The organism is Kitasatospora cheerisanensis KCTC 2395 (assembly GCF_000696185.1).
In the GTDB taxonomy this organism is placed as follows: domain Bacteria; phylum Actinomycetota; class Actinomycetes; order Streptomycetales; family Streptomycetaceae; genus Kitasatospora; species Kitasatospora cheerisanensis.
On sequence record NZ_KK853997.1, the window covers coordinates 6,835,344 to 6,860,689 of the forward strand.

Annotated in this window: 18 protein-coding genes and 1 pseudogene; 8 read left to right on the forward strand and 11 right to left on the reverse strand. The window is 73.8% G+C overall.

What is annotated here, in order from left to right; translation table 11 throughout:
* The first annotated feature begins 86 nt into the window (after positions 1–86).
* Positions 87–1,325, forward strand: a complete 1,239-nt coding sequence (locus KCH_RS30735; RefSeq protein ID WP_084224017.1) for an MFS transporter — start codon at positions 87–89, stop codon at positions 1,323–1,325.
* Positions 1,326–1,366: 41 nt separating this feature from the next.
* Here the strand turns inward: KCH_RS30735 and KCH_RS30740 are convergent, their stop codons facing one another.
* Both KCH_RS30740 and KCH_RS30745 read right to left on the reverse strand, forming a co-directional pair.
* Positions 1,367–2,227, reverse strand: a complete 861-nt coding sequence (locus KCH_RS30740; RefSeq protein WP_035868355.1) for a LysR family transcriptional regulator — start codon at positions 2,225–2,227, stop codon at positions 1,367–1,369.
* A gap of 102 nt (positions 2,228–2,329) precedes the next feature.
* On the reverse strand, positions 2,330–3,298 hold the full coding sequence (locus KCH_RS30745; protein ID WP_051653634.1) for a helix-turn-helix domain-containing protein: 969 nt from the start codon (positions 3,296–3,298) through the stop codon (positions 2,330–2,332).
* 548 nt (positions 3,299–3,846) lie between these two features.
* On the opposite strand from KCH_RS30745, the gene KCH_RS30750 reads away from it, so the two are divergent.
* Positions 3,847–6,534 (forward strand): SdrD B-like domain-containing protein, encoded by a 2,688-nt coding sequence (locus KCH_RS30750; protein ID WP_035868358.1) that lies wholly within the window; start codon positions 3,847–3,849, stop codon positions 6,532–6,534.
* Between the two features lie 131 nt (positions 6,535–6,665).
* Complete coding sequence (locus KCH_RS30755) at positions 6,666–7,439, forward strand: hypothetical protein (RefSeq protein WP_051653635.1); 774 nt, start codon at positions 6,666–6,668, stop codon at positions 7,437–7,439.
* 7 nt (positions 7,440–7,446) lie between these two features.
* Here the strand turns inward: KCH_RS30755 and KCH_RS30760 are convergent, their stop codons facing one another.
* A complete protein-coding gene (locus tag KCH_RS30760) occupies positions 7,447–8,709 on the reverse strand; it encodes a right-handed parallel beta-helix repeat-containing protein (RefSeq protein ID WP_244305497.1) in 1,263 nt (420 codons plus the stop codon).
* Between the two features lie 57 nt (positions 8,710–8,766).
* On the opposite strand from KCH_RS30760, the gene KCH_RS30765 reads away from it, so the two are divergent.
* On the forward strand, positions 8,767–9,963 hold the full coding sequence (locus KCH_RS30765) for a Dyp-type peroxidase (protein WP_244305498.1): 1,197 nt from the start codon (positions 8,767–8,769) through the stop codon (positions 9,961–9,963).
* Positions 9,960–10,883, forward strand: coding sequence for a hypothetical protein (locus KCH_RS30770; RefSeq protein WP_035868362.1), 924 nt, complete (start codon positions 9,960–9,962; stop codon positions 10,881–10,883). The genes KCH_RS30765 and KCH_RS30770 overlap by 4 nt, the downstream gene beginning before the upstream one ends.
* Positions 10,884–10,931: 48 nt before the next feature.
* Here KCH_RS30770 and KCH_RS30775 read toward each other — a convergent pair whose 3' ends face one another.
* The 5 genes and pseudogenes from KCH_RS30775 to KCH_RS30795 form a co-directional block, all read right to left on the reverse strand.
* On the reverse strand, positions 10,932–12,008 hold the full coding sequence (locus KCH_RS30775) for an XdhC family protein (RefSeq protein WP_035868365.1): 1,077 nt from the start codon (positions 12,006–12,008) through the stop codon (positions 10,932–10,934).
* 31 nt (positions 12,009–12,039) lie between these two features.
* Entirely contained in the window at positions 12,040–13,470 is a 1,431-nt protein-coding gene (locus KCH_RS30780; RefSeq protein ID WP_035868368.1) for an NCS2 family permease, read from the reverse strand.
* A gap of 35 nt (positions 13,471–13,505) precedes the next feature.
* A complete protein-coding gene (pucD, locus tag KCH_RS30785) occupies positions 13,506–15,860 on the reverse strand; it encodes a xanthine dehydrogenase subunit D (RefSeq protein ID WP_084224018.1) in 2,355 nt (784 codons plus the stop codon).
* A complete protein-coding gene (locus tag KCH_RS30790; protein WP_035868371.1) occupies positions 15,857–16,342 on the reverse strand; it encodes a (2Fe-2S)-binding protein in 486 nt (161 codons plus the stop codon). Before KCH_RS30790 ends, pucD begins: the two co-directional genes overlap by 4 nt.
* A pseudogene (locus KCH_RS30795) lies at positions 16,339–17,213 on the reverse strand (FAD binding domain-containing protein). The gene KCH_RS30790 and the pseudogene KCH_RS30795 overlap by 4 nt, the downstream one beginning before the upstream one ends.
* A 280-nt stretch (positions 17,214–17,493) precedes the next feature.
* Between KCH_RS30795 and KCH_RS30800 the strand changes: the two are divergent.
* Positions 17,494–19,047: a PucR family transcriptional regulator gene (locus KCH_RS30800; RefSeq protein WP_035868374.1), complete on the forward strand. Its 1,554-nt coding sequence runs from the start codon at positions 17,494–17,496 to the stop codon at positions 19,045–19,047.
* 7 nt (positions 19,048–19,054) lie between these two features.
* On the opposite strand, the gene KCH_RS30805 is transcribed toward KCH_RS30800, so the two are convergent.
* Both KCH_RS30805 and KCH_RS30810 read right to left on the reverse strand, forming a co-directional pair.
* On the reverse strand, positions 19,055–20,281 hold the full coding sequence (locus tag KCH_RS30805; RefSeq protein ID WP_051653639.1) for an acyltransferase family protein: 1,227 nt from the start codon (positions 20,279–20,281) through the stop codon (positions 19,055–19,057).
* Between the two features lie 2 nt (positions 20,282–20,283).
* Positions 20,284–22,359 (reverse strand): bifunctional polysaccharide deacetylase/glycosyltransferase family 2 protein, encoded by a 2,076-nt coding sequence (locus KCH_RS30810; protein WP_084224297.1) that lies wholly within the window; start codon positions 22,357–22,359, stop codon positions 20,284–20,286.
* A 116-nt stretch (positions 22,360–22,475) separates the two neighbouring features.
* On the opposite strand from KCH_RS30810, the gene KCH_RS30815 reads away from it, so the two are divergent.
* Positions 22,476–22,691: a hypothetical protein gene (locus tag KCH_RS30815; RefSeq protein WP_035868378.1), complete on the forward strand. Its 216-nt coding sequence runs from the start codon at positions 22,476–22,478 to the stop codon at positions 22,689–22,691.
* A 535-nt stretch (positions 22,692–23,226) separates the two neighbouring features.
* Entirely contained in the window at positions 23,227–24,192 is a 966-nt protein-coding gene (locus KCH_RS30820) for a glycoside hydrolase family 16 protein (protein ID WP_157032262.1), read from the forward strand.
* A 58-nt stretch (positions 24,193–24,250) separates the two neighbouring features.
* On the opposite strand, the gene KCH_RS30825 is transcribed toward KCH_RS30820, so the two are convergent.
* Positions 24,251–25,339 carry an alpha/beta hydrolase gene (locus tag KCH_RS30825; RefSeq protein WP_341865439.1) on the reverse strand — a complete coding sequence of 363 codons (1,089 nt, stop codon included), beginning with the start codon at positions 25,337–25,339 and terminating at the stop codon, positions 24,251–24,253.
* Positions 25,340–25,346: the final 7 nt, after the last annotated feature.

Here is a 25,346-nt window from a genome sequence, read left to right on the forward strand (position 1 = left end):
GGGCGGGAAGCGTGCGCCGGGCCCCGGCGCTCTCACACCTGCGCGCTGCGAACGTCGCCGCCGAACGACCTCCCCGGAAGGCAACCATGGCCACCTCACCGAGCGTCAGCTCCTCCTCTGCGCCGGCCGCACCCGCTGCTCCGGCACCGGACCGCACCGGCGACGGCGTGCCCGGCGGGCTCGTCGCGCTGCTCGCCGTCTCCACCGGCCTCACGGTCGCCAACCTGTACTACGCGCAGCCGCTGCTGGCCCGGCTCGCCGAGGTGTTCCACGTCGGGACGGCCACGGCGGGCGCGCTGGTGACGGCCACTCAGATCGGCTACGTGCTGGGCATGCTGTTCCTGGTGCCGCTCGGCGACCGGTTCGAGAAGCGGCGCCTGGTCGCCGTGCTGCTGCTGGTCACCAGTGCGGCGATGGCCGTGGCCGGGACGGCGAACAGCTTCCCGGTCCTGCTGGCCGCCTCGCTGATCAGCGGCGGAACGTCCGTGGTGGCGCAGATACTCGTCCCGTTCGCGGCGAGCCTCGCCCCCGACCACGCCCGCGGACGGACCGTCGGCCGGGTGATGGCCGGACTGCTCACCGGCATCCTGCTGTCCCGCACCCTGAGCAGCCTGGTCGCCGACGCCGCGGGCTGGCGCGCGGTCTACCTCGGCTCGGCCCTGCTCACGACGGTGCTCGCCGCCGCCCTGTACCGCGCGCTGCCCAGCCACGCCGCCACCACCGACCTGCCCTACCACCACGTGCTGCGCTCCACCGCCCGGTTGATCCGCACCCACCCGGCCCTGCTCAAGCGCGGCCTCTACCAGGCGGCCGTCTTCGGCTCGTTCAGCGCCTTCTGGACCACCGTCTCCTTCCAGCTCACCGGCCCCGCGTTCGGCTACTCCGAGACGGGCGTCGGCCTGTTCGCCCTGGTCGGCGCCGCGGGCGCCCTGATCGCCCCGCTCGCCGGCCGCTGGGCGGACCGCGGCCTCGTCCGCCCGCTCACCGGCGCGGCCCTGCTGACCGGAAGCCTCGGCGCCCTCCTGGCCGGCCTCGGCGGACACCACATCCTCCTGCTCGGCCTCGGCGCGATCGTCCTCGACCTCGCCGTGCAGACCACCCTCATCCTCGGCCAGCACGTTGTCTACCAGCTCGACCCCGCCGCCCGGGCCCGCCTCAACAGCGTCTTCATCGCCACCTTCTTCCTCGGCGGCGCGCTCGGCTCCGAACTCGGCACCCTCGCCTACCACGCCGCCGGCTGGTGGCCCGTGACCGCCCTCGCCGCAGCCCTCCCACTCCCCGCACTCCTCCACTGGGCCACGGACAGGACGCACACCGCGAGCTGACGGGCCGTCGGTCTCCGGTGGCAGCGGTGGGCGGGTGCTGTTCAGCCGAGGTGGCGGAGGAGGGCGGCGACCGGTGGGGAGGGGGTGCCGGAGGGGTGGACGGCGGCGATGTCCCAGCGGGGTTGGCCGGTGGTGAAGCGGCGGAGGGCGAGGTCGGGGAAGCGGGCGGCAATGGATTCGGGGAGGATGCACACGCCCAGGTCGTGGCGGACCAGTTCGGCGGCGGCGACGATGTCGTTGACCTCGAAGGCCGGGGTCCGTTCGGCGGCTGCGGCGCGGAAGGCGCGGTCGACCGCGGCGCGGACGGCCCAGCCGGGGGCGAAGTCGACGAAGGGGAGGGCCGCGAGTTCGTCGTAGCGGACGCGGTCGCGGTGGGCGAAGGCGCGGGCGGGCGAGGCGGCCAGGACCATCGGTTCGCAGGCGAGGGAACGGACCGTCAGGCCGCGCTGCTGCTGGCGGTCGAAGGCGACGACGGCCGCGTCCACGGTGCCGTCGCGCAGGCCGGTGCGGATGTCGGCGGCCGCGGCCTGGTGCAGGCGTATCGTCAGGCCGGGGTGCTCGGTGCGGAGTTCGGCGAGGACGCGGTCCAGGCCGAGCCAGACGCCCTGCATGGTGCCGATGGTGAGGACGCCCCGCAGCACGCCCCGCGCCTCGTCCGCGGCCGAGCGGGCCAGCTCGGCCGCGCGCAGCGCGTTGCGGGCGGCCGGGACGAAGGCCTCGCCGGCGGGGGTCAGGGCGACCCGGTGCGTGGTGCGTTCGAAGAGCTGGACGCCGAGTTCCTTCTCCAGGGCGCGGACGGTGCCGGACACCGCCGACTGCACCACGTGCAGCCGCCGGGCCGCCGCGGTGAAGCCGCCCGCCTCGGCGACCGCGACGACGACCTCCATCTGCCGCAGTTCCATTCCGCTCCAGCCCGCCGTTCGTCCTGGTCACCGGCCCCGCGGGTGACGGGGAGCTGCCGAGCTTACGGGAGCGGTGCGCAGGACGGACGGCGGCGGGTGGGCTCAGGCGGCGTCGCTGCCGGGCGCCGCAGGCGTGCTGCCGCGGCGGCCGCGCCACTGGCTCGGGGTGACGCCGTACGCGGCGCGGAAGGCGCGGCTGAAGTGGGAGGCGCTGCTGAAGCCGTGCCGGCGGGCGAGTTCGGCCAGGGTGGGGCCGTACGGGCCGTGGCGTTCCAGGGCCCGGGCGCAGGCCTCGACACGGCGTTGCAGGATCAGCCGGGTGATCGTCAACTCCTCGCCCTCGAACAGCCGGTGCAGGTAGCGGACGGAGATCCGCAGGGCGCGGGCGACCGACTCCGGGCCGAGGTCGGGGCGGCCCAGGTGGGCGTCGATGTACTCGCCGGCCCGGGCGAGCAGGTGTTCGCGCGCGGAGGCCGGTTCCTGGTCCCGCTCGAAGGCGATGGCGTCGACCAGGTCGGCGACGTGCCCGCCGAGCCGAGCGGCGGCGATCGGGCCGAACCGGGCCGCGCCGTCCAGCACATGGGTGAGCAGCAGGCGCAGCATCGTCACCGTGCCGTCGTCGGGGCGGAGGGTGGACCCGGCGAGGCGTTCCAGGGTGCGGGGGCTGCCGAGGGTGCGCTGCGGGAGGTGGACCAGGCCGAGGCGGAACCGCTGCGGGAAGTTCAGCGCGAAGGGGCGGGCCAGGTCGATCACCACGATCTCGTCCGGGCCGGGCCAGGCGGTGTGCCCGGCCTGGGTGAAGACCGCCTCCCCGTCGAGGCAGAGGGCGAGGGCGAAGCGCCCGCCGGGCTCGGGGCGGCACAGGCTCGGCGGGCGGCTGATCCGCTGCGGCCCGCCGTCCAGCGCCACCGTGCGCAGGTGGCCGAGCGGGTGCGAGCGGAGCAGGCCGAGCTCCGAACCGGGGCCGGTGGCCGTCACCTTGACCGGGACGAGCGCCTGCGACAGTGCGCCGGTCCAGGCCTCGAGGCGGGTGTCCTCGGGTACCTCGCAGGTGTCCAGGACGAGAGTCATGCGGATCCCAACTTCCGTCGTCGCCGGACCGCACACCCGCGGCCGCGGGGTGCGGTTCTCTTCCACCCCCAGCCTCTCCCGACGGATCCGCCGATCCGGCCGCCGCGGCCCCACCCGGCACGGAGTGCGCGAAGCTGTGCGCGCTCAGGCACGCGGCGGCCGGCGGGACGGGGAATCGAATCGGGGCGCCACCGCAGTTGGCCAGAAGTCGACTTGGCGGTAAAGGCAGGTTTTGACGGGCGGGAAAGGCGCACCGGGACGGTCGACGGCCGGGACCGGCCGGCCGCTCGGGGCGGGGCTCGGGCCGGAACGGGCATGTGGGCCGGGGTCGCGGGGGTGCGGGAGGAGTCGCGCAGCGGGGGCGCGTCGGGGCGCGGGGGCGCACGAAACTGATCGCTCATGCTTCCTGACGCAGTGTCAATTTGGCTGTTCGGTAAGCCGGATGTGTCCATTCCGCATAATATTCGGCCAAACGAGGAGTGCGCGGGACCGAATCGGTGAACCTGCTGCGGGGGTTCGGCGTGCCTTCCTGACGACGAGAGCAGGGCATGACCCAGACAGAACAGGAAACCCGAGCGCCCGCGCCACGCGCGGGCCGGCGGACGGCCGCCCGGGCCGCCGCCGTGGTGGCGGCCCTCGCCGCCACCGCCGCGGTCACCGCCCCGTCCGCCTCGCCGCTGGCCGCCGACGGGTCGGTGACGGTGCAGGTGGTGCGCGCGGTGGACGAGAGCGGGACGTGGACCCCGGCCCTGGAGCCGGGCATGGCCGGGGTGACGGTCACCCTGACCGGCGAGGACGGCGCGGTGCGCACCGCCGTCACCGCCGCCGACGGCACGGTGACGCTGAAGCCCGCCAAGTCGACCGCCAGCGGCAAGTACCGCGTGGAGGTGGTCAATCCGAAGCCGGGCGTGCTGTACCCGGCGTTCGCCGCCCGCGAGGGCCTGACGGCGCCCAACCGGCTCAGCAGCAACGAGGAGTTCGTCGACCTCTCGGCGGGCAAGCAGGCCAAGCTGATCACCGGACTGTGGAACCCGGCGGACTACTGCCAGCAGAACGCCCCGCTGGCCACCGCCTGCCAGCCCGCCACCGGCGAGCCGGCGGGCCGGCGCACCCTGCTGACCTTCCCCTACCAGTCCCGCGGCGTGAACAAGGACGTCACCGACATCGGCACGATCGCCGACACCGGGAACGTCTTCGGCATCGCCTGGAACCGGGACGACCAGCGGCTGTTCAGCTCCGCCCAGGCCAAGCGCGCCACCGTCTACGGCCCCGGCGGCCCGGGCGCGATCTACGTCACCGACCCGGCGACCAAGGCCACCGCGCTGTTCGCCACCGTCCCGAACGCCGGCGCCACCGCGCACGGCGACGCCAACGACGCCGGCTTCATGACGGCGGTCGGCAAGGAGAGCCTCGGCGGGCTGAAGCTCACCGAGGACAACCGCGACCTGTACGTGGTCAACCTCCACGACCGCAAGCTGTACCGGTACGACGCCACCGCGGCGACGGCCGACCGGCCGAAGGCCGTGTACACCATCCCCACTCCCGACTGTCCGTCGGCGGCGGACTGGCGGCCGTTCGGCCTCGGCATGCAGGACGGCACCGGCTACGTCGGCGGCGTCTGCTCCGGCCAGTCCACCCAGAAGATCACCGACCTGCGGGCGGTCGTGCTGCCCTTCGACCCGGCCACCGGCGAGTTCGGCGCGGCCGTGCTGAACCAGCCGCTCGACCACCGCGGCACGCCCGCGACCGCCTGCGCCGGCTACTACTGGTACCCGTGGCAGGACGGCGAGCCCGGTCCCAACGGCACCACCTGCGGCCTCAACCCGGAGCCCGAGCTCGGCGAGATCGGCTTCGAGACCGACGGCTCGATGCTGCTGTCCTTCCGGGACCGGTACGCCGACCAGGCCGCCGCCGCCCCGGCGAACGGCCAGCCGCTGCCGAACGGCTTCGTCTACGTGCTCGCCTCCGCCGACCTCAACAAGGCCTGCAAGTCCGGCGACTCATACGTGCTGGACGTCAACCTCGGCTGCGGGAGCACCACCCGCAACCAGGGCTTCTTCGACCTGGACCGCCCCTACCCGAACGGCCACCCGTACCCGACCTTCGCGGGCATGGCGCTGTCCAAGGTGGAGAACTCGATCGCCACCTCCGGCTACGACGTCTCCAACAACATCGTCACCGCCGGCACCATGTTCACCCTCCGCACCGGCGGCCCCGACCCGGGCCTCGGCCAGGAGCTGTCCGACGGCCGCTCGCGCTTCGGCAAGGGCGCGGCGATGGCGGACCTGGAGGTGCTCTGCGACCGGGCGCCGCTGCAGATCGGCAACCGGGTCTGGTACGACCCGGAGCGCTCCGGCCTGCAACTGCCGCAGCAGAAGCCGGTGCCGGGCGCGACCGTCAACCTGTACGACGCGGACGGCAAGAAGGTCGGCACCACGAAGACCACCGCGCGCGGCGAGTACTACTTCGACGACACCAACGTGACGGGCGGTCTGAAGCCGAAGACGGCCTACACCATCCGGCTCGACAACGCGGCGGACTACGCCAAGGGCGGCCCGCTGTTCCACTGGGTTCCGACCAAGGCGAACGTCGGCGCCGACCGCGCCGTCGACTCGGACGGCACGGTCCCGAAGGGCGGGAAGTACGTCGAGCGGGCGCTGACCACGGGCGGCCCCGGCCAGAACGACCACACCTTCGACTTCGGATTCAGCCGGCAGCAGGGCGAGCTGCGCCTGGTCAAGAACGACCAGGACGGCAAGCCGCTGCCCGGGGCGGTGTTCCAGCTGTGGCGCGAGTCGGGCAAGTCCGACGGCCTCCAGCAGGACGGCGACACGGCGGACGCGAAGGTCGGCGAGCCGTGCACCACCGGCGCGGACGGCACCTGCCGGACCGTCACCGACCAGGGCACGTACTACTGGCAGGAGGTCACCCCGCCCAAGGGCTACCAGACGCCGGAGCAGCCGGTCCTGGGCCCCGTCGTCCTCGACGACGAGCACCTGGAGGCCGGCGTCACCACCACCGCCGTCAACAAGCTCGTCCCCCCGCCGCCGCCCACCACCCCGGCGCCCACCCCGACCCCGACGCCGGCCGCTCCGGCCCCGTCGCAGCCCTCGGGCGGCCTGGCGTTCACCGGCACGGACAGCACCACCCTGAAGTACGCGCTGATCGGCGGCACCGCACTGCTGGTGGCCGGCGCCGGCCTGCTGATCGCCGTCCGCAAGCGGCGCAGCAACTGACGCACGGTCAGTGAACGGAGGGGCCCCGGGATACTCTCCCGGGGCCCCTTCCCGAATTCCGCACCGCACACGGCCCGACGGCCCACCCGCACCGCGCACCACCCATCCGCACCGAGGAGCGAGACATCCCGATGGCATCCGACAAGAAGCGACCGTCCCGGCGCAGCGTGATCGTCACCGCCGTGGTGGCGGCCGTGCTCGCGGGCGGCGGGGTGACGGCCTGGCAACTGGCGGGGAGCGGGGAGGAGAGCCGTCCGCTGAGCACCGACGAGGCGTCCCGGCTGGCGCTGTCCCGGCTGAACCTCTATCAGGCCAGCCCGGTGCGGGTGACGTTGAAGGCGCAGGAGGGCGACGGCATGGTGGTCGAGGTGCAGGGCGTGGTGGACTACCGCAGCAAGCACGCGGCGGGCAGCTACACCGTCACCGGCAAGGACGGCGCCGTCGACCAGGGCCTGGTGGTGTGGGACGCCGGCGGTCTGGGCCTGGCCAAGCAGGCCGCGGGCGCCACCGGCCCGGCCTGGGAGCAGGCCGAGCACGTGCCGCGCAGCGGCTGGACCTCGCGCAGTTACGGCACCGACCCGCTGGACGCGGGGCTGAACATGCTGATCCAACTGGGCGCGGACCGCCCCGACAACCCGCTGCTGCTGGTCCAGTCCGGTCCGCGCTGGCTCGGCCGGGACCGGATCGACGGCCGCGACTACGACCGGATCGCCGGCCCGCGCTCGCGGGACGCCGCGGACAAGGAGACCGGCACCTCGCCGATCACCTACTGGATCGACGCCGACGGCGGCCTGCGCCGGGTCACCATGCGGATGGCGGGCCTCGGCACCCCGGCCACCCTGGAGCTCGGTGGCCGGGACGCCGGGGCGAAGCTGCCCGAGGCGCCCTGGGCGACGGCGGGCTGAGGTGCCGTCAGACCCCGGCGGGCAGCGGGTAGCTGTCCGGGTCGACCTTGCCCGGCAGGTCCACGGCGGGCACGGCCGGGGCGTTCGGGTCGGCCATGGAGGGCTGCGCGGGCGGCACCGGCACGGCGTTGAAGGCCATCCCGGGCGGGGGCTGCACGCCGGCGGCCCGACCCGCCGGGACCTTGCCGCCGCCGCTCGCGCCGCAGGCGGCCAGCCGTTCCAGCTCGGCGGGGCTCTGCACGGCCGGGCCGTTGCCGGTGAAGCAGTTGCTCGGGTCGGCGGCCGAACTGACCAGGTCCACGCCGTTGCCGGTGGTCGCGTTCCCGGTCACCCGGTTGCCGGAGGCGGGGTGCCCGGGCGGGTCGGTGACCACGACGCCCGCGGACCGGTTGCCGCGGACCAGGTTGCGTTCGACCCGGTTGTCGGTGCCGCCGCCGATGCCGATCCCGATGCCGAAGCCGCCGTCGGCCTGCTGCGGGGAGTCCGCCGAGTTGTTGTCGGCGACCACGTTGCCCGCGATCACCGCGGCGTGCTGCGGGGCCAGCGACTCCAGGTCATTGGAGTTGACGGTCACGCCGACCCGGTTGTTCACCACCCGGTTGCCCACCACGGTGAGGTTCTCCGAGGCGTTGGTGATCTCGATGCCGACGGCGTTGCGCTCCACCGTGTTCCCGCGCACCAGGGTGTCGCAGGGCTTGCACTGGCCGACGTAGATGCCCGAGTCGGCCTGCCCCGAGGCGTACGACTCCTCGATGATCCCGCCGCGCGCGTCGAAGGCGTAGATGCCGTACAGGGCGTTCCCGTACGAGGTCACCCGGCTGGCCCGGAAGCCCTGCACGGCGGGGAAGCGGGTGGTGTCCAGCGGGTCGTAGGCGGAGCCGCCCGCGCCGTGGCGCTGGAGCTTCTCGTCGGTGACTCCGGTGAACAGCACGCCGTTGGCCAGGTAGCCGTGCACCGTCAGGTTCTCGACCACGCTGCCCGCGCCGGTCACGGTGATCCCGTTGATCAGCTTCAGGTCGCCGTCGAACACCACCGTGTTGCGGTCCGAACCGCGCAGCACGATCCGGGGCTTGGTGATCCGGACGCTCTCCTTGTACACGCCCGGGTGCACCAGCACCAGGTCACCCGGGACGGCGGTGTCCACCGCCCGCTGCACGGTCGGGAAGTCCTCGGGCACCCGCAGCACCGTGCCCTCCGGGTGGCGGTCGGCGGACGGCGCCGCCGAGGAGGAGCAGGCGGCCAGGGCCGGAAGCAGCAGGGCCAGCAGCAAGGCGCCGATCCGGAACCGGCCCGGACCGGAACGTCGGCGTACCAACGGGCGGAAATCGTGGAGGAGTTGCATGAAGCGTGTTCTATCGTCTGCAATAGCGGCCATGCACATCGAACGGGGGAATCCGCAGGACAGCGGCGCCTCGGTCCGGCCGCGGATCGGCCGCCGCGCCCTGCTGTCCGCCGGCGCCGTGCTGGCCGCCGGGCGGGCGCGGCGACCGCCACCGCCCTCGGCCGCGACCGCGCCGCGCCGCCCGCCGCCGCCCCGGCGGCGGCCGCCGTTGCGCACCACGGGGCGCGGCAGTCCGGCCTGACGTACCGCCAACTCCCGTCCACCAGGCTGCTGGCGCTCGACCTGCCCGTCGACGCGACGCGGGACACGCTGCGTGGCCTGCTCGCCGGGCTCGACAAGGTGCTGGCCGCCGCCTCCGCCGGCACCCTCGCCGACCCGCGGCTGTCCGGCGCCGCGCCGGTCTCCTCGCTGGCCGCCGTCGGCGCCGCGCTGGCTGCCCGGCTGAAGCTCGACCTGCCCGCGGAGCTCGCCGACCTGCCCGCCTTCCCCGGCGACCGGCTCGACCCGGCGCGCAGCGGCGGCGACCTCCTGCTCCAGGTCTCCGCCGAACACCCGTGGACCGTCGGCGTGCTGACGGAGCATCTGGTGTCGGCGGCGAAGCCCGCCGCCGTCCGGTGGAGCCAGGCCGGCTTCCTGCCGCCCGTCCCCGGCGGCGAGACCCCGCGCAACCTGTTCGGCTTCAAGGACGGCACCGCCAACCCCGACGCCGCCGACCCGGGCCTGTGGAACGCCGACGGCACGATCCTGGTCTACCGCCGGATCCGGATGGACACCGCCGCCTTCGCCGCCCTCCCGACGGCCGGTCAGGAACTGGCGATGGGACGCCGGTTGACCACCGGAGCCCCGCTCACCGGCACCGCCGAACGCGACGACCCCGACATCTACGCCAAGCACCCCGACGGGTCGTACATCATCCCCGCCGACTCCCACGTCCGCCTCAGCAGCCCCCGGCTGGACGGCGGCGCCCGGATGCTCCGCCGCGGCTACTCCTACGACGACGGCCCGGCCGACCGCGGCCTGCTGTTCTGCGCCTTCATGCGCGACCCCGCGCTCTTCACCCGGGTGCAGAACCGCCTCGCCGAGAAGGACGCCCTCACCCCCTTCCTCACCCACAACGCCTCCGCCGTCGCCTGGGTCCTCCCCGGCTCCCGGCCGGACCGCCCGCTGGGAGCGACGCTGTGACGCCGACCGGACCCCGCCCCGGCGCCGACCGGGCCCGGCTGAACGGCGACCTGCTGGTGGACGTCGGAAGCCCCGAGGAGTACGGCGCGCTGGTGCTGCGGTTCCTCCGCGAGGCGATCGGCCGGGTCGAGGGCCCGCTGAAGTCCCGGGTCGAGGAGCTCGCGGCCGGGCCGGCCGGGCAGGTCCACGGCGGGGCGCTCGCCGGCCTGATCCAGCTGTCGGCGGCCTCGCTGGAACTCGGCGGCATCCACCAGCACCGCCCGTACAGCCCGGAGAACCTGGAGTGGCTCGCCGAACGGGCGGCCGAGGGCCGGACGGTGACCGCGACGGCCGGCATCGTCGGGCAGGGCGGCCTCCGGATCGAGGTGCTCTGCCACCTCTGGGCCTGGCGGGACGACGCCGACGAGCGGTGGGCGGTCCTGCGGATCAGCACCCCGGTCACCGCCGAGCTGGCCGCGGCCGTGGTGGGGAGCATCCGCGACGCGGCGGCCGCGGCCGACCCGGTGTTCGGGTCCGTCGGCCACGGCGGCGAGCCGACCCGCACCGAACTGGAGCACGCGCTCGGCCTGCGCGACCTGGGCGACACCTACGACGACGCCCGGCGGATCCTCCGCGGCTACGACTGGATCACCGTCGTGCCGCGGCAGCTGGCGGCCGAGCACGGCGGCCCCGCCGCCCACGCCGGGGCGGGCCTGGCCGAGGCCGAGGAACTCCCGTCCGGCGCCCTGTGGTTGCGCGCCACCGAGGAGTTCGCCGACTACCGCGGCTCGGCGGTGTGGGCGATGTTCCAGGCGGTGGCCCCGATGCTCCCCACCGGCCTGCCGGCCGCCCGGGAGGAGCTGGGCGTGCCCCGCCCGGCCAGCCCGGTCGTCCTGGAGGACGCCGGGACGTACGGCGCGACCCGGGCCTTCGACTCCTGACCGGCCGTCAGCGGCCCTGCCGCTGCGCGGCCCAGGAACCCGGGCGGCTCACCCGGCGGGGGCGCGGTGGATCGGCCCCGTGGTGGTGGTGAGCGGCAGGTGGGTGCCGCCGCGGGTGCGGGCGACGATCTCGGCGGCGATGGAGACGGCCGTCTCCTCGGGGGTGCGGGCACCGAGGTCCAGGCCGATGGGGGAGTGCAGGCGGGCCAACTCGGCCTCGGTGAGCCCGGCCTGACGGAGCTTCGCGACGCGGTCCCGGTGGGTGCGGCGCGAGCCCATCGCGCCCACGTAGGCCACCGGGAGGCGCAGGGCCCGCTCCAGCAGCGGGAGGTCGAACTTGGCGTCGTGGGTCAGGACGCACAGGACGGTGCGCGGGTCGAGCCCGGCCGCCTGCGCGTCGAGGTAGCGGTGCGGCCAGTCCACCACGACCTCGTCCGCGTCGGGGAAGCGGCGCGGCGTGGCGAACACCGGCCGGGCGTCGCAGACCGTCACCCGGTAGCCGAGGAAGGAGCCGAGCCGGACCAGCGCGGCCGCGAAGTCGACCGCCCCGAAGACCAGCATCCGCGGCGGCGGGACGTACGACTCGACGAACAGGACGGCCGGGCCGACCCGGAGCAGCCCGGTCCGCCCGGCGGCGAGCATCGCCCGGACCTGGCCGGCCGCGTCGAACGGCAGGGCCCCGAACTCCGCGCCGGAGGTCACGGCGAGCGCGGCGCCGAGCTCGGCCGGCGGGCCGTCGACGACCCGGGCCAGCGCGACGGGCGTCCCCGAGGAGACCAGCGGCAGCGCGGCGGACAGGCCCGGGACGGCGCCCGGCGCCACCGGGTGGACGAAGACGTCCAGCGAACCGCCGCAGGCCAGGCCGACCGCGAAGGCGTCCTCGTCGCTGTAGCCGAAGTGCTCCAGCACCGGCGTGCCGGAGGCCATGGCCTGCCGGCAGAGCTCGTACACCGCGCCCTCCACGCAGCCGCCCGAGATCGAGCCGACCGCCTCGCTGTCCGCGTCGACGGCCAGCGCCGCGCCCGGCTCGCGCGGCGCGCTGCCCGAGGCGGCGACCACCGAGGCCACGGCGAACGGGCGCCCGGCGGCCTGCCAGGCGCGGAGGTGCGCGGCGATGTCCCGCACGGGCTGCTCCTTCGCGAAGGGTGACGGGGCGTCAGTGGACGCCCAGCCAGGACTTGATCGGGGCGAGCGCGAAGTAGACGACGAACACGAAGGTGAGGACCCACATCAGCACGCCCGGCTCGCGCCACTTGCCGGTGCCGGCCTTCACCACCGTGTAGGAGACGACGCCGGCCGCGACGCCCGCCGTGATGCTGTAGGTGAACGGCATCACGACGCTGGTCAGGAACGCGGGGACGGCGACCTCCCGGTCCGACCAGTCGATCAGCCGGGCCTGACTCATCATCAGCGAGCCGATCACCACCAGCGCCGCCGCGGCGACCTGCACCGGCACGATCGCGGCGAGCGGCGAGAAGAACAGCATCAGGGCGAACACCGCGCCGGTCACGGTGGAGGCCAGGCCGGTACGGGCGCCGTCGCCGACGCCGGTCGCCGACTCCAGGAACACGGTCTGCCCGGACGCCCCGGCCACCCCGCCGATCGCGCCGCCCGCACCGTCGATGAACAGCGCCTTCGACAGGCCCGGCATCCGGCCCTTCGCGTCGGCGAGCCCGGCCTCGGTGCCGACGCCGATGATGGTGGCCATCGCGTCGAAGAACCCGGCCAGCACCAGGGTGAACACGGCGACGGTCGCACTGATCGCCCCCATGCCCTGCCGGCCGAACGCGCCGAACACGTCGACGTCCCCGAACAGGCCGAAGTCCGGGGCGGCGACCGGCGATCCGGGCCACACCGGCGCGGAGCCGCCCCAGTCCTCGGCGGTCAGCCCGGCGGCCTTGTGCACCACCATCGCCACCACGGTGCCCGCCGCCAGGCCGATCAGGATCGCCCCGCGCACCCCCCGGGCCAGCAGGACGAACACGGTCAGCAGGGTCAGCGTGAACAGCAGTACCGGCCAGCCCTCCAACTCGCCGAACGGGCCGAGCGAGAGCGGCGTCGGGCCGCCGGTGTGCACGAACCCGGCCTTGTAGAAGCCGACGATCGAGATGAACAGGCCGATGCCGATGGTGATCGCGTACTTCAGCGGCAGCGGAATGCCGTTCATGATCTTCTCGCGCAGCCCGGAGACCACCAGCAGCACGATCAGCAGGCCGTAGATCACGCACAGGCCCATCGCCTGCGGCCAGGTCGTGTGCGGCGCCACCAGCGCGGAGATCACCCCGGACACCGACAGGCCGGCGGCCAGCGCCAGCGGCACGTTGCCGACCACGCCCATCACGATCGTGGTGACGGCCGCGGCGAGCGCCGTGGCCGTGGTCACCTGGGCGTGGTCGAGCCGGTGGCCGGTGACGTCCGGGCCGCTCAGGATGATCGGGTTGAGCAGGATGATGTAGGCCATCGCCATGAAGGTGGTGAGGCCGCCGCGCACCTCGGTGCCCACGGTGGAGCCGCGCGCCGAGATCCGGAAGTACGCGTCCAGCGCGCCGCGTCGGGTGGGGCCGGGCTGCGCCGGGATCTGTGCCATGTGCGTTCCCAGGGGTCAGGGAGGATGACGGTTCGTCAGGACGTGTCGGTCAGGTGCTCGGGCCGGACCGGGATGCGGGTCAGCGCCTTCCCGGTGGCCTGCCGGATCGCCGCCACGATGGACGGGGTGGCGGAGACGGTGGGGGCCTCGCCGACGCCGCGCAGCCCGTACGGGGCGTTCGGGTCGGGGAGTTCGAGGAGCTCCACCGGCATCGACGGAGTGTCCAGGACGGTCGGGATCAGGTAGTCGGTGAACGAGGCGTTGCGGACCTTGCCGTCCGCGAGCACGATCTCCTCCATCACGGCCAGCCCGATCGCCTGCGTGCAGCCGCCGTGGATCTGGCCGACCACGGCCTGCGGATTCAGCGCCCGGCCGACGTCCTGAACGGCCGTCAGCTCGACCAGCTTCACCAGGCCGAGCTCCACGTCCACGTCCACCACCGCCCGGTTCGCGCAGAAGCTGTACTGGACGTGGCCGAAGCCCTGGCCGGTCTCCCGGTCCAGCGCCGCGGTCGGCCGGTGGCGGTGCACCCGGGTCTGCTCGACCGGCTCGTCGCCGAGCAGCTCCGCCAAGGGCATCAGCACGCCCGCCGACGCCGACACCACCGCGCCGCCGGCCAGCGCCAGATCGCGGTGCGTCCAGCCGTGACGGCGCCGCCCCCGGTCGAACAGCACCTCGCGCACCGCCTCGGCGGCCAGCTTCACCGCCCCGCCCGTCATGTACGTCTGCCGGGACGCCGAGGTCGAACCGGCCGACCCGATCTCGGTGTTGGCCGGGTGGATGGTGACCCGCTCCACGCCCAGCTCGGTGCGGGCGATCTGGGCGTGCACCGTCACCCCGCCCTGGCCGACCTCGGCCGCCGCCGTGTGCACCATCGCCACCGGCTCGCCGCCGATCGCCTCCAGCCGGACCCGGGCCGTCGAGTAGTCGTCGAAGCCCTCGGAGAAGCCGACGTTCTTGATGCCCACCGAGTAGCCGACGCCCCGCACCACGCCCTCGCCGTGCGTGGTGTTCGACAGCGCGCCCGGCAGGTTGCGCAGGTCCGACGCGTCCAGCGGCGGCGGCAGCGGCCGGTCCTTGGCCCGCTGGAGCAGTTCGGCGACCGGCGCCGGCGCGTCGATCTGCTGCCCGGTCGGCATGAAGTCGCCCTGCGAGAAGGCGTTCAGCTGCCGTAGCTCCACCGGGTCCATGCCGAGCGCCGCCGCCAGCCGGTCCATCTGCGACTCGTAACCGAACGCCGCCTGCACCGCGCCGAAGCCGCGCATAGCCCCGCACGGCGGATTGTTGGAGTACAGCGCGACCGCCTGCATCCGGACGTTCGGAATGACGTACGGGCCGTGCCCGAGCGAGGCAGCGTTGCCCGCCACCGCGGGCGAGGTCGAGGCGTAGGCGCCGCCGTCCAGCACGATCCGGCAGTCCGCGAACACCAGCCGGCCGTCCCGGGTGGCCCCGTGCTCGTAGCGCATCCGCGCCGGGTGGCGGTGCACGTGCCCGAAGAACGACTCGTCCCGGGAGTACACGATCTTGACCGGCTTCCCGGTGTGCAGCGCCAGCAGGCAGGCGTGGATCTGCATCGACAGGTCCTCCCGGCCGCCGAACGCGCCGCCCACCCCGGCCAGCGTCAGCCGGACCTTCTCCTCCGGCAGCGCCAGCACCGGGGCCATCTGCTGCCGGTCCACGTGCAGCCACTGGGTGGCGACGTACAGGTCCACCCCGCCGTCCTCGGCCGGCACCGCCAGGCCCGACTCCGGGCCCAGGAACGCCTGGTCCTGCATGCCGACCTCGTACTCGCCGCAGACCACCACGTCCGCCAGCGCCCGCACCTCGTCGGTGACGCCCCGGCCCGAGACCACCCGCTGCTCGTGGCAGACGTTGCCCCGCGCCAGCGCCTTGTACTCGTGCGGCTCGTGCACGTAGCCGTACCGCTCCGGGTCGAGGCACTGCTCCTCGGTGGTGATCGGGTCCAGCACCCGGTACTCCACCCGGATCCGCTCCGCCGCCCGGCGGGCCGTCTCCGGATGGTCCGCGGCCACCAGCGCCACCGGCTCGCCCTGGTAGCGCACCTTGTCGATCGCCAGGGCCGGCTGGTCGGCGATCTCCAGCCCGTAGAACTTGGCGCCCGGGATGTCCTCGTGGGTGAGCACCGCGTACACCCCCGGCAGCGCCAGCGCCGCCGACACGTCCACCGACAGGATGTCCGCCCGCGGGTGCGGAGAGCGCAGCGCCCTGCCCCACAGCATGTCCTCGTGCCACAGGTCCGAGGAGTAGGCGAACTCGCCCCGCACCTTCAACGCCCCGTCAGGACGCTGCGGGGAACGGCCGATGCCGTCCCCGGAAGCCTGGTGGATCTTCTGCAGGTTCTTCTCGCCCCGCACCGTACGCGCCGTCACCTCCCGTCCTCCGCCCCGGAGATGCGGGAGGCGGCCAGCCGCACCGCGTCCATGATCTTCTCGTAGCCGGTGCACCGGCACAGGTTGCCCGACAGCGCCTCCCGGATGTCGGCGTCCGACGGCCGCGGATCCCGCGCCAGCAGCGCATCCGTCTGCACCAGCAGCCCCGGCGTGCAGAAACCGCACTGCACCGCCCCCGCGTCCAGGAACGCCTGCTGCACCGGCGCCAGCGCCCCGTCCGGGCCGTTCAGGCCCTCCACGGTGCGCACCTGACGGCCCTGCACCTGACCCGCCGCCACCAGGCAGGCGCAGACCGGCACCCCGTCCAGGTACACCGTGCACGACCCGCACTCGCCCTGCTCGCACGCGTTCTTCGACCCCGGCAGACCGACCCGCTCCCGCAGCACGTACAGCAGCGACTCGCCCTCCCACACGTCGTCGGCCTCCACCCGCCGGCCGTTCGCGGTGAACACCACCCTCACGCCGCCCTCCCGAGCCGCTCGCCGTACTCGCTCCAACACCACGTCAACGACCGCCGCGCCAGCACCGCCAGCGCGTGCCGCCGGTACGCGGCCGTGCCCCGCACGTCGTCGATCGGATCCGCCGCCGCCGCGACCAGCTCCCCGAACCGCCGCACCACACCCTCCGCCGGCGGCGCCGGCGACTCCCACACCAGCACCTCCCGCAGGAACTCCTCGGCCCGCTCCGCCCGGCGCGGCGTCGGCGCCGCCGAACCGATCCCGGTGCCGACCGTCCGCTCCCGCGGATGCAGCGCCAGCGCGAACGCGCACACCGCGATCACCATCGCGTTCCGGGTGCCGACCTTCGAGAACTGCTGCGGGCCGTCCGCCACCGGGATCCGCACCGCCCGGATCAGCTCGTCCGGGGCCAGGCAGTTGCGCTTCACCCCGACGAAGAACTCGTCGATCGGGATCAGCCGCACCCCGCGCACCGAATGCGCCTCCACCCGCACCCCCGCCCCGCGGCCAGCAGCGCCGGATGCGCGTCCCCCGCCGGCGAGGCCGCGCCCAGGTTGCCGCCGACACTGCCCCGGTTGCGGATCTGCGGCGACCCCACCGTCCGCGCCGCCAGCGCCAGACCCGGCAGCGGACCCGACAACTCCTCGACGATCCGGCTGTACGGCACCGCCGCACCCAGCCGCACCCACCCGCCGTCCAGCTCCCACTCCGCCAACTCGGCGACCCGGTTCAGGTCGAGCACCGCGGGCGGCCGGCGCACGTCGAAGTTCAGCTCCACCATCACGTCCGTGCCGCCCTGGACCGGCAGCGCGCCCGGCAGCCCCGCCTTCGCCGCGAGCGCCTCCTCCCAGCTCGCGGGCCGAAGGAACTCCATCCGGTCACTCCTCTCCTCGCCGACGGACGCGGGCCCTGCTGCCCCGACCGGGGAGCCCGGCGGCGTGCAGGCCAGTGAACCGCCGCGACCCGGGCCACCGGCAGTCACCGATGGCATGAGGGCCGACGATGACCCGCGGCACCGTCCTGTACGTTCGTCCAATGTGGACGATCCTCCGGCCCACCCGGGTCACCCTGGGCCGTTCCCGCACCGGAATCACCCCCACGAATCACCCGCAGCACCCACCCCGCTGACCCCACCGACGAGGAAGGGCCCGTCCATGCGCGTCCGCGACCTGCTCGCCCCCGGCGCCCCCCGGCTGCGCCTGCTCGCCGGCGAGGACGAACTCGACCGTCGGGTCACCGGCGTGATGACCACCGACCTCCAGGACCCCGGCCGGTTCCTGCACGGCGGCGAACTCGTCCTCACCGGCATGCTGTGGCGCACCGGACCCGCCGACTCCGACCGCTTCGTCCGCACCCTGGTGGCCGGCGGCGCCGCCGCCCTCGGCGCCGGCGAGGTCGAGGTCGGCCCCGTCCCCGAGGACCTCGCCGCCGCCTGCCGCCGCCACCGGCTGCCACTGCTCGCCGTCCCCGACGACATCGCCTTCGGCACCGTCACCGAATACGTCGGCCGGCACGTCTCCGCCGGCCGCGCCGGCGACCTCGCCGCCCTCGTCGACCGGCACCGGCTGCTGGTCTCCGCGGCCGGCGCCGGCGGCCTGGACGCCGTCCTCGACCTGCTCGGCGGCGACCTCGACCTGGACTGCTGGGTGCTCACCCCCACCGGCCGGGTCGTCGCCGGACCCGCCGACCGCCTCACCCCCGCCGACCGCGACCGCCTCGCCCGCGCCCACCTCGCCGCCCAGCAGCGCGAGCACCGGCCCCCGCACCGGGTCCTCCTCGACACCGGCCCCTGGTCACTGCTGCCCGCCGCCGACCCCGCCGACGGCACCCCGCTCGCCGACTGGATCCTCGTCCTCGCCGGCGACCTCGCCGAATGGCCCGCCAAACGCCGCCAGCTCGCCGAGAACCTGGCCCGGCTGGTCGCCGCCGAACGCACCCGCCGCGACGAGGGCCGCCGGCTCCGCCGCCGGCTCGCCGACGAGGTCCTCACCCTGCTGCGGCGCGACGCCGACCCCGCCGACCTCGCCCGTGCCCTGCACGCCGCCACCCGCGAGGACCACCCGCACTGGCTGGTGCTGTCCGCCGACAGCGACGGCCTGCCCGAGGGCGCGCTCCGCCCGATCCTCGAAGAGGCCCTCGGCGGCGACACCGACCGCGCCCTGGTCGCCGCCCTCGGCCCGACCGGCGCCGTCGCCGTGCTGCCCGCACCCGACAGCGCCGTCCCCGCCGACGCCGTCCGCGAGCTGCTCGCCCCGCTGGAGGCCGGACTCGGCGAGGAACAGCGGATCACCGTCGGCGTGTGCGCACCCGCCGCCGGGTCCGGCGGCCTGCGCGGCGCCCTGGAGGAGGCCCGGCACGCCCACCGCATCGCCGCCGCCCGCACCGGCCGGATCCGGGTCGCCGGACCGGAGGAACTCGCCTCCCACGTGCTGTTGCTGGCCGCCGTCCCCGACGAAGTGCGGCGCGCCTTCCGGGCCCGGCTGCTCGACCCCGTCACCGCCTACGACCGGGAGCACCAGGCCGACCTGGTCCGCACCCTGGAGGCGTTCCTGCGCGCCGACGGCTCCTGGACGCGCTGCGCCGCCGGCCTGCACGTGCACGTCAACACGCTGCGCTACCGGATCGGCCGGATCGAGGAGCTCACCGGCCGCGACCTGTCCCGGCTGGAGGACCGGGTCGACTTCTACCTGGCCCTCCAGATCGGCTGACGGACCGTCAGCCGATCCGGCGCCGGCCCCGCGGCCGCCGCGGGTAGGGGAACAGCCGCGGCCGGCGCTTCGCCGCCACGTCCTCCACCCAGCCGAACACCAGCACCAGCAGCGCCAGCAGCGGGATCCCGATCAGCAGGGTGAACCACCGGCTGGTCAGCAGCCACCGCAGGTGCAGGCGGAAGAAGTCGACGTCCCACAGCAGGTCGATCAGCGGCACGGCCGCCACCAGCGCCGTCACGTGCCACAGGTAGACGCTGACGGCCCGCGAGTTCAGCAGGCTCACCAGGCCGTTCCAGCGCTCCAGCCGCGGCGGCCACTGCTCCCAGGACGGGCTGATGTGCAGCAGCAGCGCGACGAAGCCGAACGACCACACCGCCTGCGCGATCGGCCAGGCCTCGATGTCGGTCGGCTCGGTCGGGTCGAACGGCCGGGTCTGCAGGTACCAGAAGCCCGCCACCATGATCAACGGCGCGATCGACGGCAGCACGTACTGCGGGATCCGCTTGAGCATCCCCTCCTGGTGGGCCATGCCGAGGATCCAGCAGGAGCCGAACATCGCGAAGTCGTTGACGGTCTCCCAGACCCGGCCCCAGACGAAGTCGTGCTCCGGGAAGAACCCGTTCATCGCGATCACCAGCGCCAGCGGCGCGAACAGCGTCACCAGCGGGAACCGGCGCAGCGCCTTCAGCAGCAGCGGCGACAGCAGCACGTACCAGAGGTAGGCCCGGAGGTACCACAGCGGCACCACCAGCTGGGTCGCCCAGCCGGACTCCAGGTGCCCGCCGAGGCCGTGCAGCCCGTCCGTCGCGTACGGCGGCGTGCTCAGCGGCAGCACCCAGAACGCCAGCTTCGCCCACCACCAGGTCGGGTGGCCGTCGGAGCCCGGGCCGCCGCCGTCCAGCACCTGGAGGGTGACCACGATCGCGCCGAACAGCCACATCGGCGGCAGCAGGCGGCGCAGCCGGCTGCGGATCACGCCGAGCGCGGGGCGGCTCAGCGAACGGGCCATCAGCGAGCCCGCCAGCGCGAACATCACGCCCATCGACGGGAACACCAGCGGCAGGAAGAACCAGCCGAAGTTGTGGTACAGCACCACGCGGACCAGCGCCAGCGCGCGCAGCAGGTCCAGGTAGCGGTCCCGGCCGCCCTTGCGGACCGCCGGCTCCGGCCCGGCCGGCGGGTACTCGCGGCGCAGCTGCTCGGGGATCCGCAGCCGGATGGTGTCGCTCATGCTCAGGCCTCCACGGGCGCGGCGACCTCGCCGGTGCGCCGGAGCTTCTGCCAGCGCAGCCGGCCACCGGTCAGCGCGGTGATCGTGGACTGCAGCAGGACGATGTACATCAGCTGCCGGTAGACCACCTGCTGAAGCGGCAGGCTGATCAGGTGCCAGGGCTTCTCGTGGTCGAGCCGGAACGCGTACCAGGACAGCAGCGCCTGGAGCGCGATGAACCCGCCCCAGCTGGCCAGCGTGATCGGCGCGTCGGTGAACAGGATGCCGTACAGCAGGAACAGGTCGACCAGCGGCGCCAGCAGCGGCGCGACCACGCCGAACAGCACCACCAGCGGCAGGCCGATCCGGCCGAAGCGGCCGGCCGGGCCGCGGGACACGACGGCCCGGCGGTGCTTCCACATCGCCTGCATGGAGCCGTAGCTCCACCGGTACCGCTGCGACCACAGCTGCTGGAGGCTGGCCGGCGCCTCGGTCCAGGCCCGGGCGCGCTCCGCGTAGACGATCCGCCAGCCGGCGCACAGCACCGCCATGGTGATGTCGGTGTCCTCGGCGAGGGTGTCGTCGCTCATCCCGCCGACCCGCCGCAGCGCCTCCTTGCGGAACGCGCCGACCGCGCCCGGAATGGTCGGGATGACGTTGAGCACGTCGTACATCCGGCGGTCCAGGTTGTGGCCGAGGATGTACTCGATGTGCTGCCAGGCCCCGATCAGGGTCTCCCGGTTGCCGACCTTGGCGTTGCCCGCGACCGCGCCGATCTTCGGGTCGGCGAACGGCTGCACCAGCTCCCGCACCGTGGACGGCTCGAAGACGGTGTCGCCGTCCATCATCACCACGATGTCGTACGAGGCCGCCGCCACACCGGCGTTGAGGGCGCTCGGCTTGCCGCCGTTGACCTTGCGGATCAGCCGGACGAACGGCAGGTTCATCTCCTCGACGATGTCCGCGGTGCCGTCCGTGGAGCCGTCGTCGATCACGATCACTTCGATCGGGTAGTCGCTGGCCGCCAGCGAGTTGAGGGTGTTCGCGATGCACTCGCGCTCGTTGTACGCCGGGACGAGGACGGTCACCGGCTCGGTGACCGGCGGCCCCCAGGCGCCCGTCCGCTTGGCGCGGCGGGCGTGCACCGGGGCCAGCACCAGCATCAGCGCGAAGCGGCCGAAGTTGAGGAAGCCGACCAGCGCCAGCATGCCCACCAGCACCGGCAGGGTGTACACGGCGACCTGGGTGGCCCAGATGAAGCCCTTGCCCGCCCACAGCTGGAAGCCGTGCACCGGCACCATCGCCGGGGTCGCGCCGAGCGCGTCCGAGATGGTGGTGAACCGGTAGCCCTCGGCCTGCAGCTTGACGATGATCTGCTCCAGCGCGGCCACCGTCTCGGCCCGGTCACCGCCCGCGTCGTGCAGCAGGATCAGCTCGCCCGCGCCGGGCTTGGACGGCATCGCCGCCTTGACGATCTCCTCGACGCCCGGGCGCTTCCAGTCGTCGGTGTCCTTGTCGATGAACGCCGTCAGGTAGCCGTGCGCGCCCACGTACTTGATGACCGGGTAGTTCCAGTCGTCCATCGCGGAGGCGTCCGAGGAGTACGGCGGCCGGAACAGCGAACTGTGCACGCCCGCCACGCCGGCCAGCGCCAGCTGGGTCTGCGCCAGCTCCCAGCTGATCCGGGCGTGCGACTGGAACGCCAGGTCGGGGTGGGTGAAGGTGTGCAGGCCGATCTCGTGGCCGCCCGCGACGACCTGCCGGATCAGCTCCGGGTTGCGGGTGGTCATCGCGCCGGTGACGAAGAAGTCCGCGCGGATGTCGTGGGCCTTCAGCACCTCCAGCACCTTCGGCGTCCACTCCGGCGACGGGCCGTCGTCGAAGCTCAGCACCACGGTCTTGTCCGGGATGCGGTAGCTGACCGGGTTCGCCTTCTTGTCGCCGCGCGCGTCGATGACCGGGCCGCCCTTGAGCAGGCTCTCCGGCACGGTCGTCTTGTCGACCGACTGCGCGATCCGGGTGTCGTGGAACACCTCGTTGGTGGCCAGGCCGCGCAGGACCAGGAGCACCAGCAGACAGGCCAGCAGGGACAGCGGCATGACGAAGCGCAACGGCGGCGCGGCCAGTCGGCGCGGCCTCAGCAGGGACTGCCGCCGGCGCTGGTGGCGGGACAAATGGTGCTCCTGGAATGGGCGGTGCGGAGGATCAGGGGTGCTTGGCCGAACCGCCCGAGGGCGACGCCCCGTGCGCCCCGGTCGAGGGCTTCGACGAGGTCTTCGACCCGGGCGAGGACGAGTGGGAGGCGCTGCGGGACGCGGACGGCGACGGCGAGGACGAGGGCGACGGCGCGGCCGAGGGCGTCACCGGTGCCGAGGCCGCCGGCGACGCCGCGGGCTGCGCGGGTATCTCCATCGCCGGGGCGTCCGCCTGAACACCGATCAGGCTGCCGCCCATCGCGACGGCCAGGACCGCGCCCACCACCGAAACCGGCCAGCCGAGACCGCGCAGCAGCCGGCCGCGCAGGCCGGACTGGTCGACGAACACCGGTTCGGCGAGCGGCTCTTCGACATCCGGACCCGGAACGTCGGCGCCGACCGGGTGGGCCGGCCCGCGATCGGGCGAAGTCATGACAGGGCGCACCGTACGAGGCCTCTCAGTGCAGGGGGATGAAGACCGCGGGGGCGTAGCTCGAACGCTAGTGCACCGACCTGGACCGAATTGGTCCCCTTGTCCAGTTTCGGCGCGTTCTCGGTGAGGGTTGTAACCGGATCGAGACCCCTACCGCCACGTACCGGTATGGACCTGTGCACGGACCGTTGACCTCGGCTCATGCCCGTCCCGGCGCCGGCCGGGCCGGGGGAGGCGGTCTTGTGAGGCCCCGTTAGGATGACCGCTCCGCCCGACCGGTCGTCGATCCCGCGCACAGGGCGTGCCCAGGTGCCGCCGCCCTGCCCCAAGGAGTCCGCGTGAGTCAGCCCCGCCGCAATTCCCGTCACCGCGCGTGGAGCGTGCTCACCCTGCCGGCCCTGCTGGGCACGCTCGCCGCGTGCACCGGCGACCCCGCGAGCGGCGGCGCCCCCGCCGCGAAGGGCGACAAGGGCGCGGCCGCCGCCAGCGCCTCCCCGACGCCCACCGGGCCGCCCGGGACGATGTTCGACACCTTCCACTACACCGGCCCCGACGACCCCGCGTTCGCCGCCCACGGCTGGGAGGTCCGGGCCGGCGCCGGCGGCCCCGGCATCAAGGACACCTGGACCACCGCCGGCGCGAGCTTCCCCGAGGACCCGACCGCCCAGGGCGGCCGGGCCCTGCAACTGCGCTCCACCACCGACGGCACCAAGCAGGGCACCCAGCAGGTCGAGGTGCAGAGCACCGGCGGCAACCTGCTCAACGGGACCTTCGCCGCCCGGGTCTTCTTCAGCGACAAGCCCTCCAGCGGCCGCACCGGCGACCACGTCGTCCAGACCTTCTTCCCGATCTCCCCGTCGGACTCCTCCGACAACTACAGCGAACTCGACTGGGAGTACCTGCCGAACGGCGGCTGGGGCGCGCCCGGCCCCAAGCTCGACACCACCAGCTGGTTCAAGGCCGACCCGCCCGACCGGGTCACCCACGCCGTCAAGCAGCGCCTGGAGGGCTGGCACACCCTGATGGTCACCGCCGTGGACGGCAAGGCCACCTACTCGCTGGACGGCAAGGACCTGTTCACCAGCTCCGGCAAGTACGTCCCGCGGGAGAAGATGGACGTCCACTTCAGCAACTGGTTCATCGACCTGCTGCCCTCCGTCACCGGGCAGCGCAGCTGGGACCTGAAGGTCAACTGGTTCTACTACAAGGCCGACCAGGCGGTGTCCCCGGCGGACGTCCAGAAGACCGTCGACGGCTTCTACGGCGCCGGCACCTCGTACGTCAACACGCTGCCGAAGAACTGACGGCCCGTCACGCGCGAAGGGCCCGGCCGGTCGGCCGGGCCCTTCGCCGCAGGGTGCGTCAGTGCTGGGCGGGGATGATCCCGGTCAGCCAGGTGAAGACGCCCGGCACCATCGGCTTCCAGACGTCGCTGCTGTGCGCGCCGGTGGTCTCCTGGACGGTCACCGTGGTCGGCGCCTTGGCGGCGGCCTTCAGCGCCTCGCCGCCCTCCAGGCCGTCGCCCTTGTTGCCGCTCACGTACAGCGCGGTCTTCGGCGGGGTCTTCGCGGACTTGAGGATGTTCAGCGGGTTGGAGATCTCCCGCAGGTGCGGGTCCTTCGCGGTCAGCGACTGCGCCTCGGCGCCCGGGTCGTTGTAGCCGGACAGGCTGACGCCCGCGCGGTACAGGTCCGGGTGCTCCAGCGCCAGCTTGGCCGCGCAGTGCGCGCCCGCCGAGTAGCCGGCCACCGCCCAGCGGTCCGCCGAGGCGTCCACCCGGAAGTTGTCCAGCACCATCTGGCGGACGTCCTTCGACAGCCAGGTGTCGGCGTTGACCTTGCCCGGCACGTCCGCGCAGCCGGTGTCGGTGCTGTCGCCCAGCAGGTTGGTGCGCGGCGAGACCAGGATGAACGGGCTGACCTGGCCGCTCTGCATCATCGGCTTCAGCTGCTCCGACACCCGCAGGGTGCCGAACCAGGTCTTCGAGGAGCCCGGCCAGCCCGGCAGCAGCTCCACCACCGGGAAGTTCTTGTCCTTGTACGCCGGGTCGTTGTACTGCGGCGGCAGCCACACCAGCACCTCGCCGTCGACGCCGGACACCGCGCCCTTCAGGTCGGTGGTCTGCACGTCGTTGGGGACCTTCGGGTCACCCACCGGCTTGAAGTGCTGGACGACCTTGGTGTGCTGCTTGGTGTCGCTGCCCGGCGTCGGACCGCCGCTCGCCCCGGTGTCGGCCTGCACGTTCGGCACCGCGCGGACGTGGTTGCCGGTGCCCAGCAGATCGTCCCAACTGCCGTAGATCAGGTTGGCGTTGTTCACCATGACGAACACCGTGGTGACCGCGGTGATCTGACAGAACAGCAGCATCACGATCCTGGAGAGGACCTGGACGGGCTGCGGACCGCGCACCCGGCTCCAGAGCAGCAGGGCCACGGCGATCGAGATCGGCACCAGGATG

What these genes read in the sequence shown, in the direction of transcription:
- KCH_RS30735 (WP_084224017.1), top strand. Translation starts at nt 87, where the DNA reads ATGGCCACCTCACCGAGCGTCAGCTCCTCCTCTGCGCCGGCCGCACCC.
- KCH_RS30740 (WP_035868355.1), bottom strand. Translation starts at nt 2,227, where the DNA reads ATGGAACTGCGGCAGATGGAGGTCGTCGTCGCGGTCGCCGAGGCGGGC.
- KCH_RS30745 (WP_051653634.1), bottom strand. Translation starts at nt 3,298, where the DNA reads ATGACTCTCGTCCTGGACACCTGCGAGGTACCCGAGGACACCCGCCTC.
- KCH_RS30750 (WP_035868358.1), top strand. Translation starts at nt 3,847, where the DNA reads ATGACCCAGACAGAACAGGAAACCCGAGCGCCCGCGCCACGCGCGGGC.
- KCH_RS30755 (WP_051653635.1), top strand. Translation starts at nt 6,666, where the DNA reads ATGGCATCCGACAAGAAGCGACCGTCCCGGCGCAGCGTGATCGTCACC.
- KCH_RS30780 (WP_035868368.1), bottom strand. Translation starts at nt 13,470, where the DNA reads ATGGCACAGATCCCGGCGCAGCCCGGCCCCACCCGACGCGGCGCGCTG.
- KCH_RS30800 (WP_035868374.1), top strand. Translation starts at nt 17,494, where the DNA reads ATGCGCGTCCGCGACCTGCTCGCCCCCGGCGCCCCCCGGCTGCGCCTG.
- KCH_RS30805 (WP_051653639.1), bottom strand. Translation starts at nt 20,281, where the DNA reads ATGAGCGACACCATCCGGCTGCGGATCCCCGAGCAGCTGCGCCGCGAG.
- KCH_RS30810 (WP_084224297.1), bottom strand. Translation starts at nt 22,359, where the DNA reads ATGCCGCTGTCCCTGCTGGCCTGTCTGCTGGTGCTCCTGGTCCTGCGC.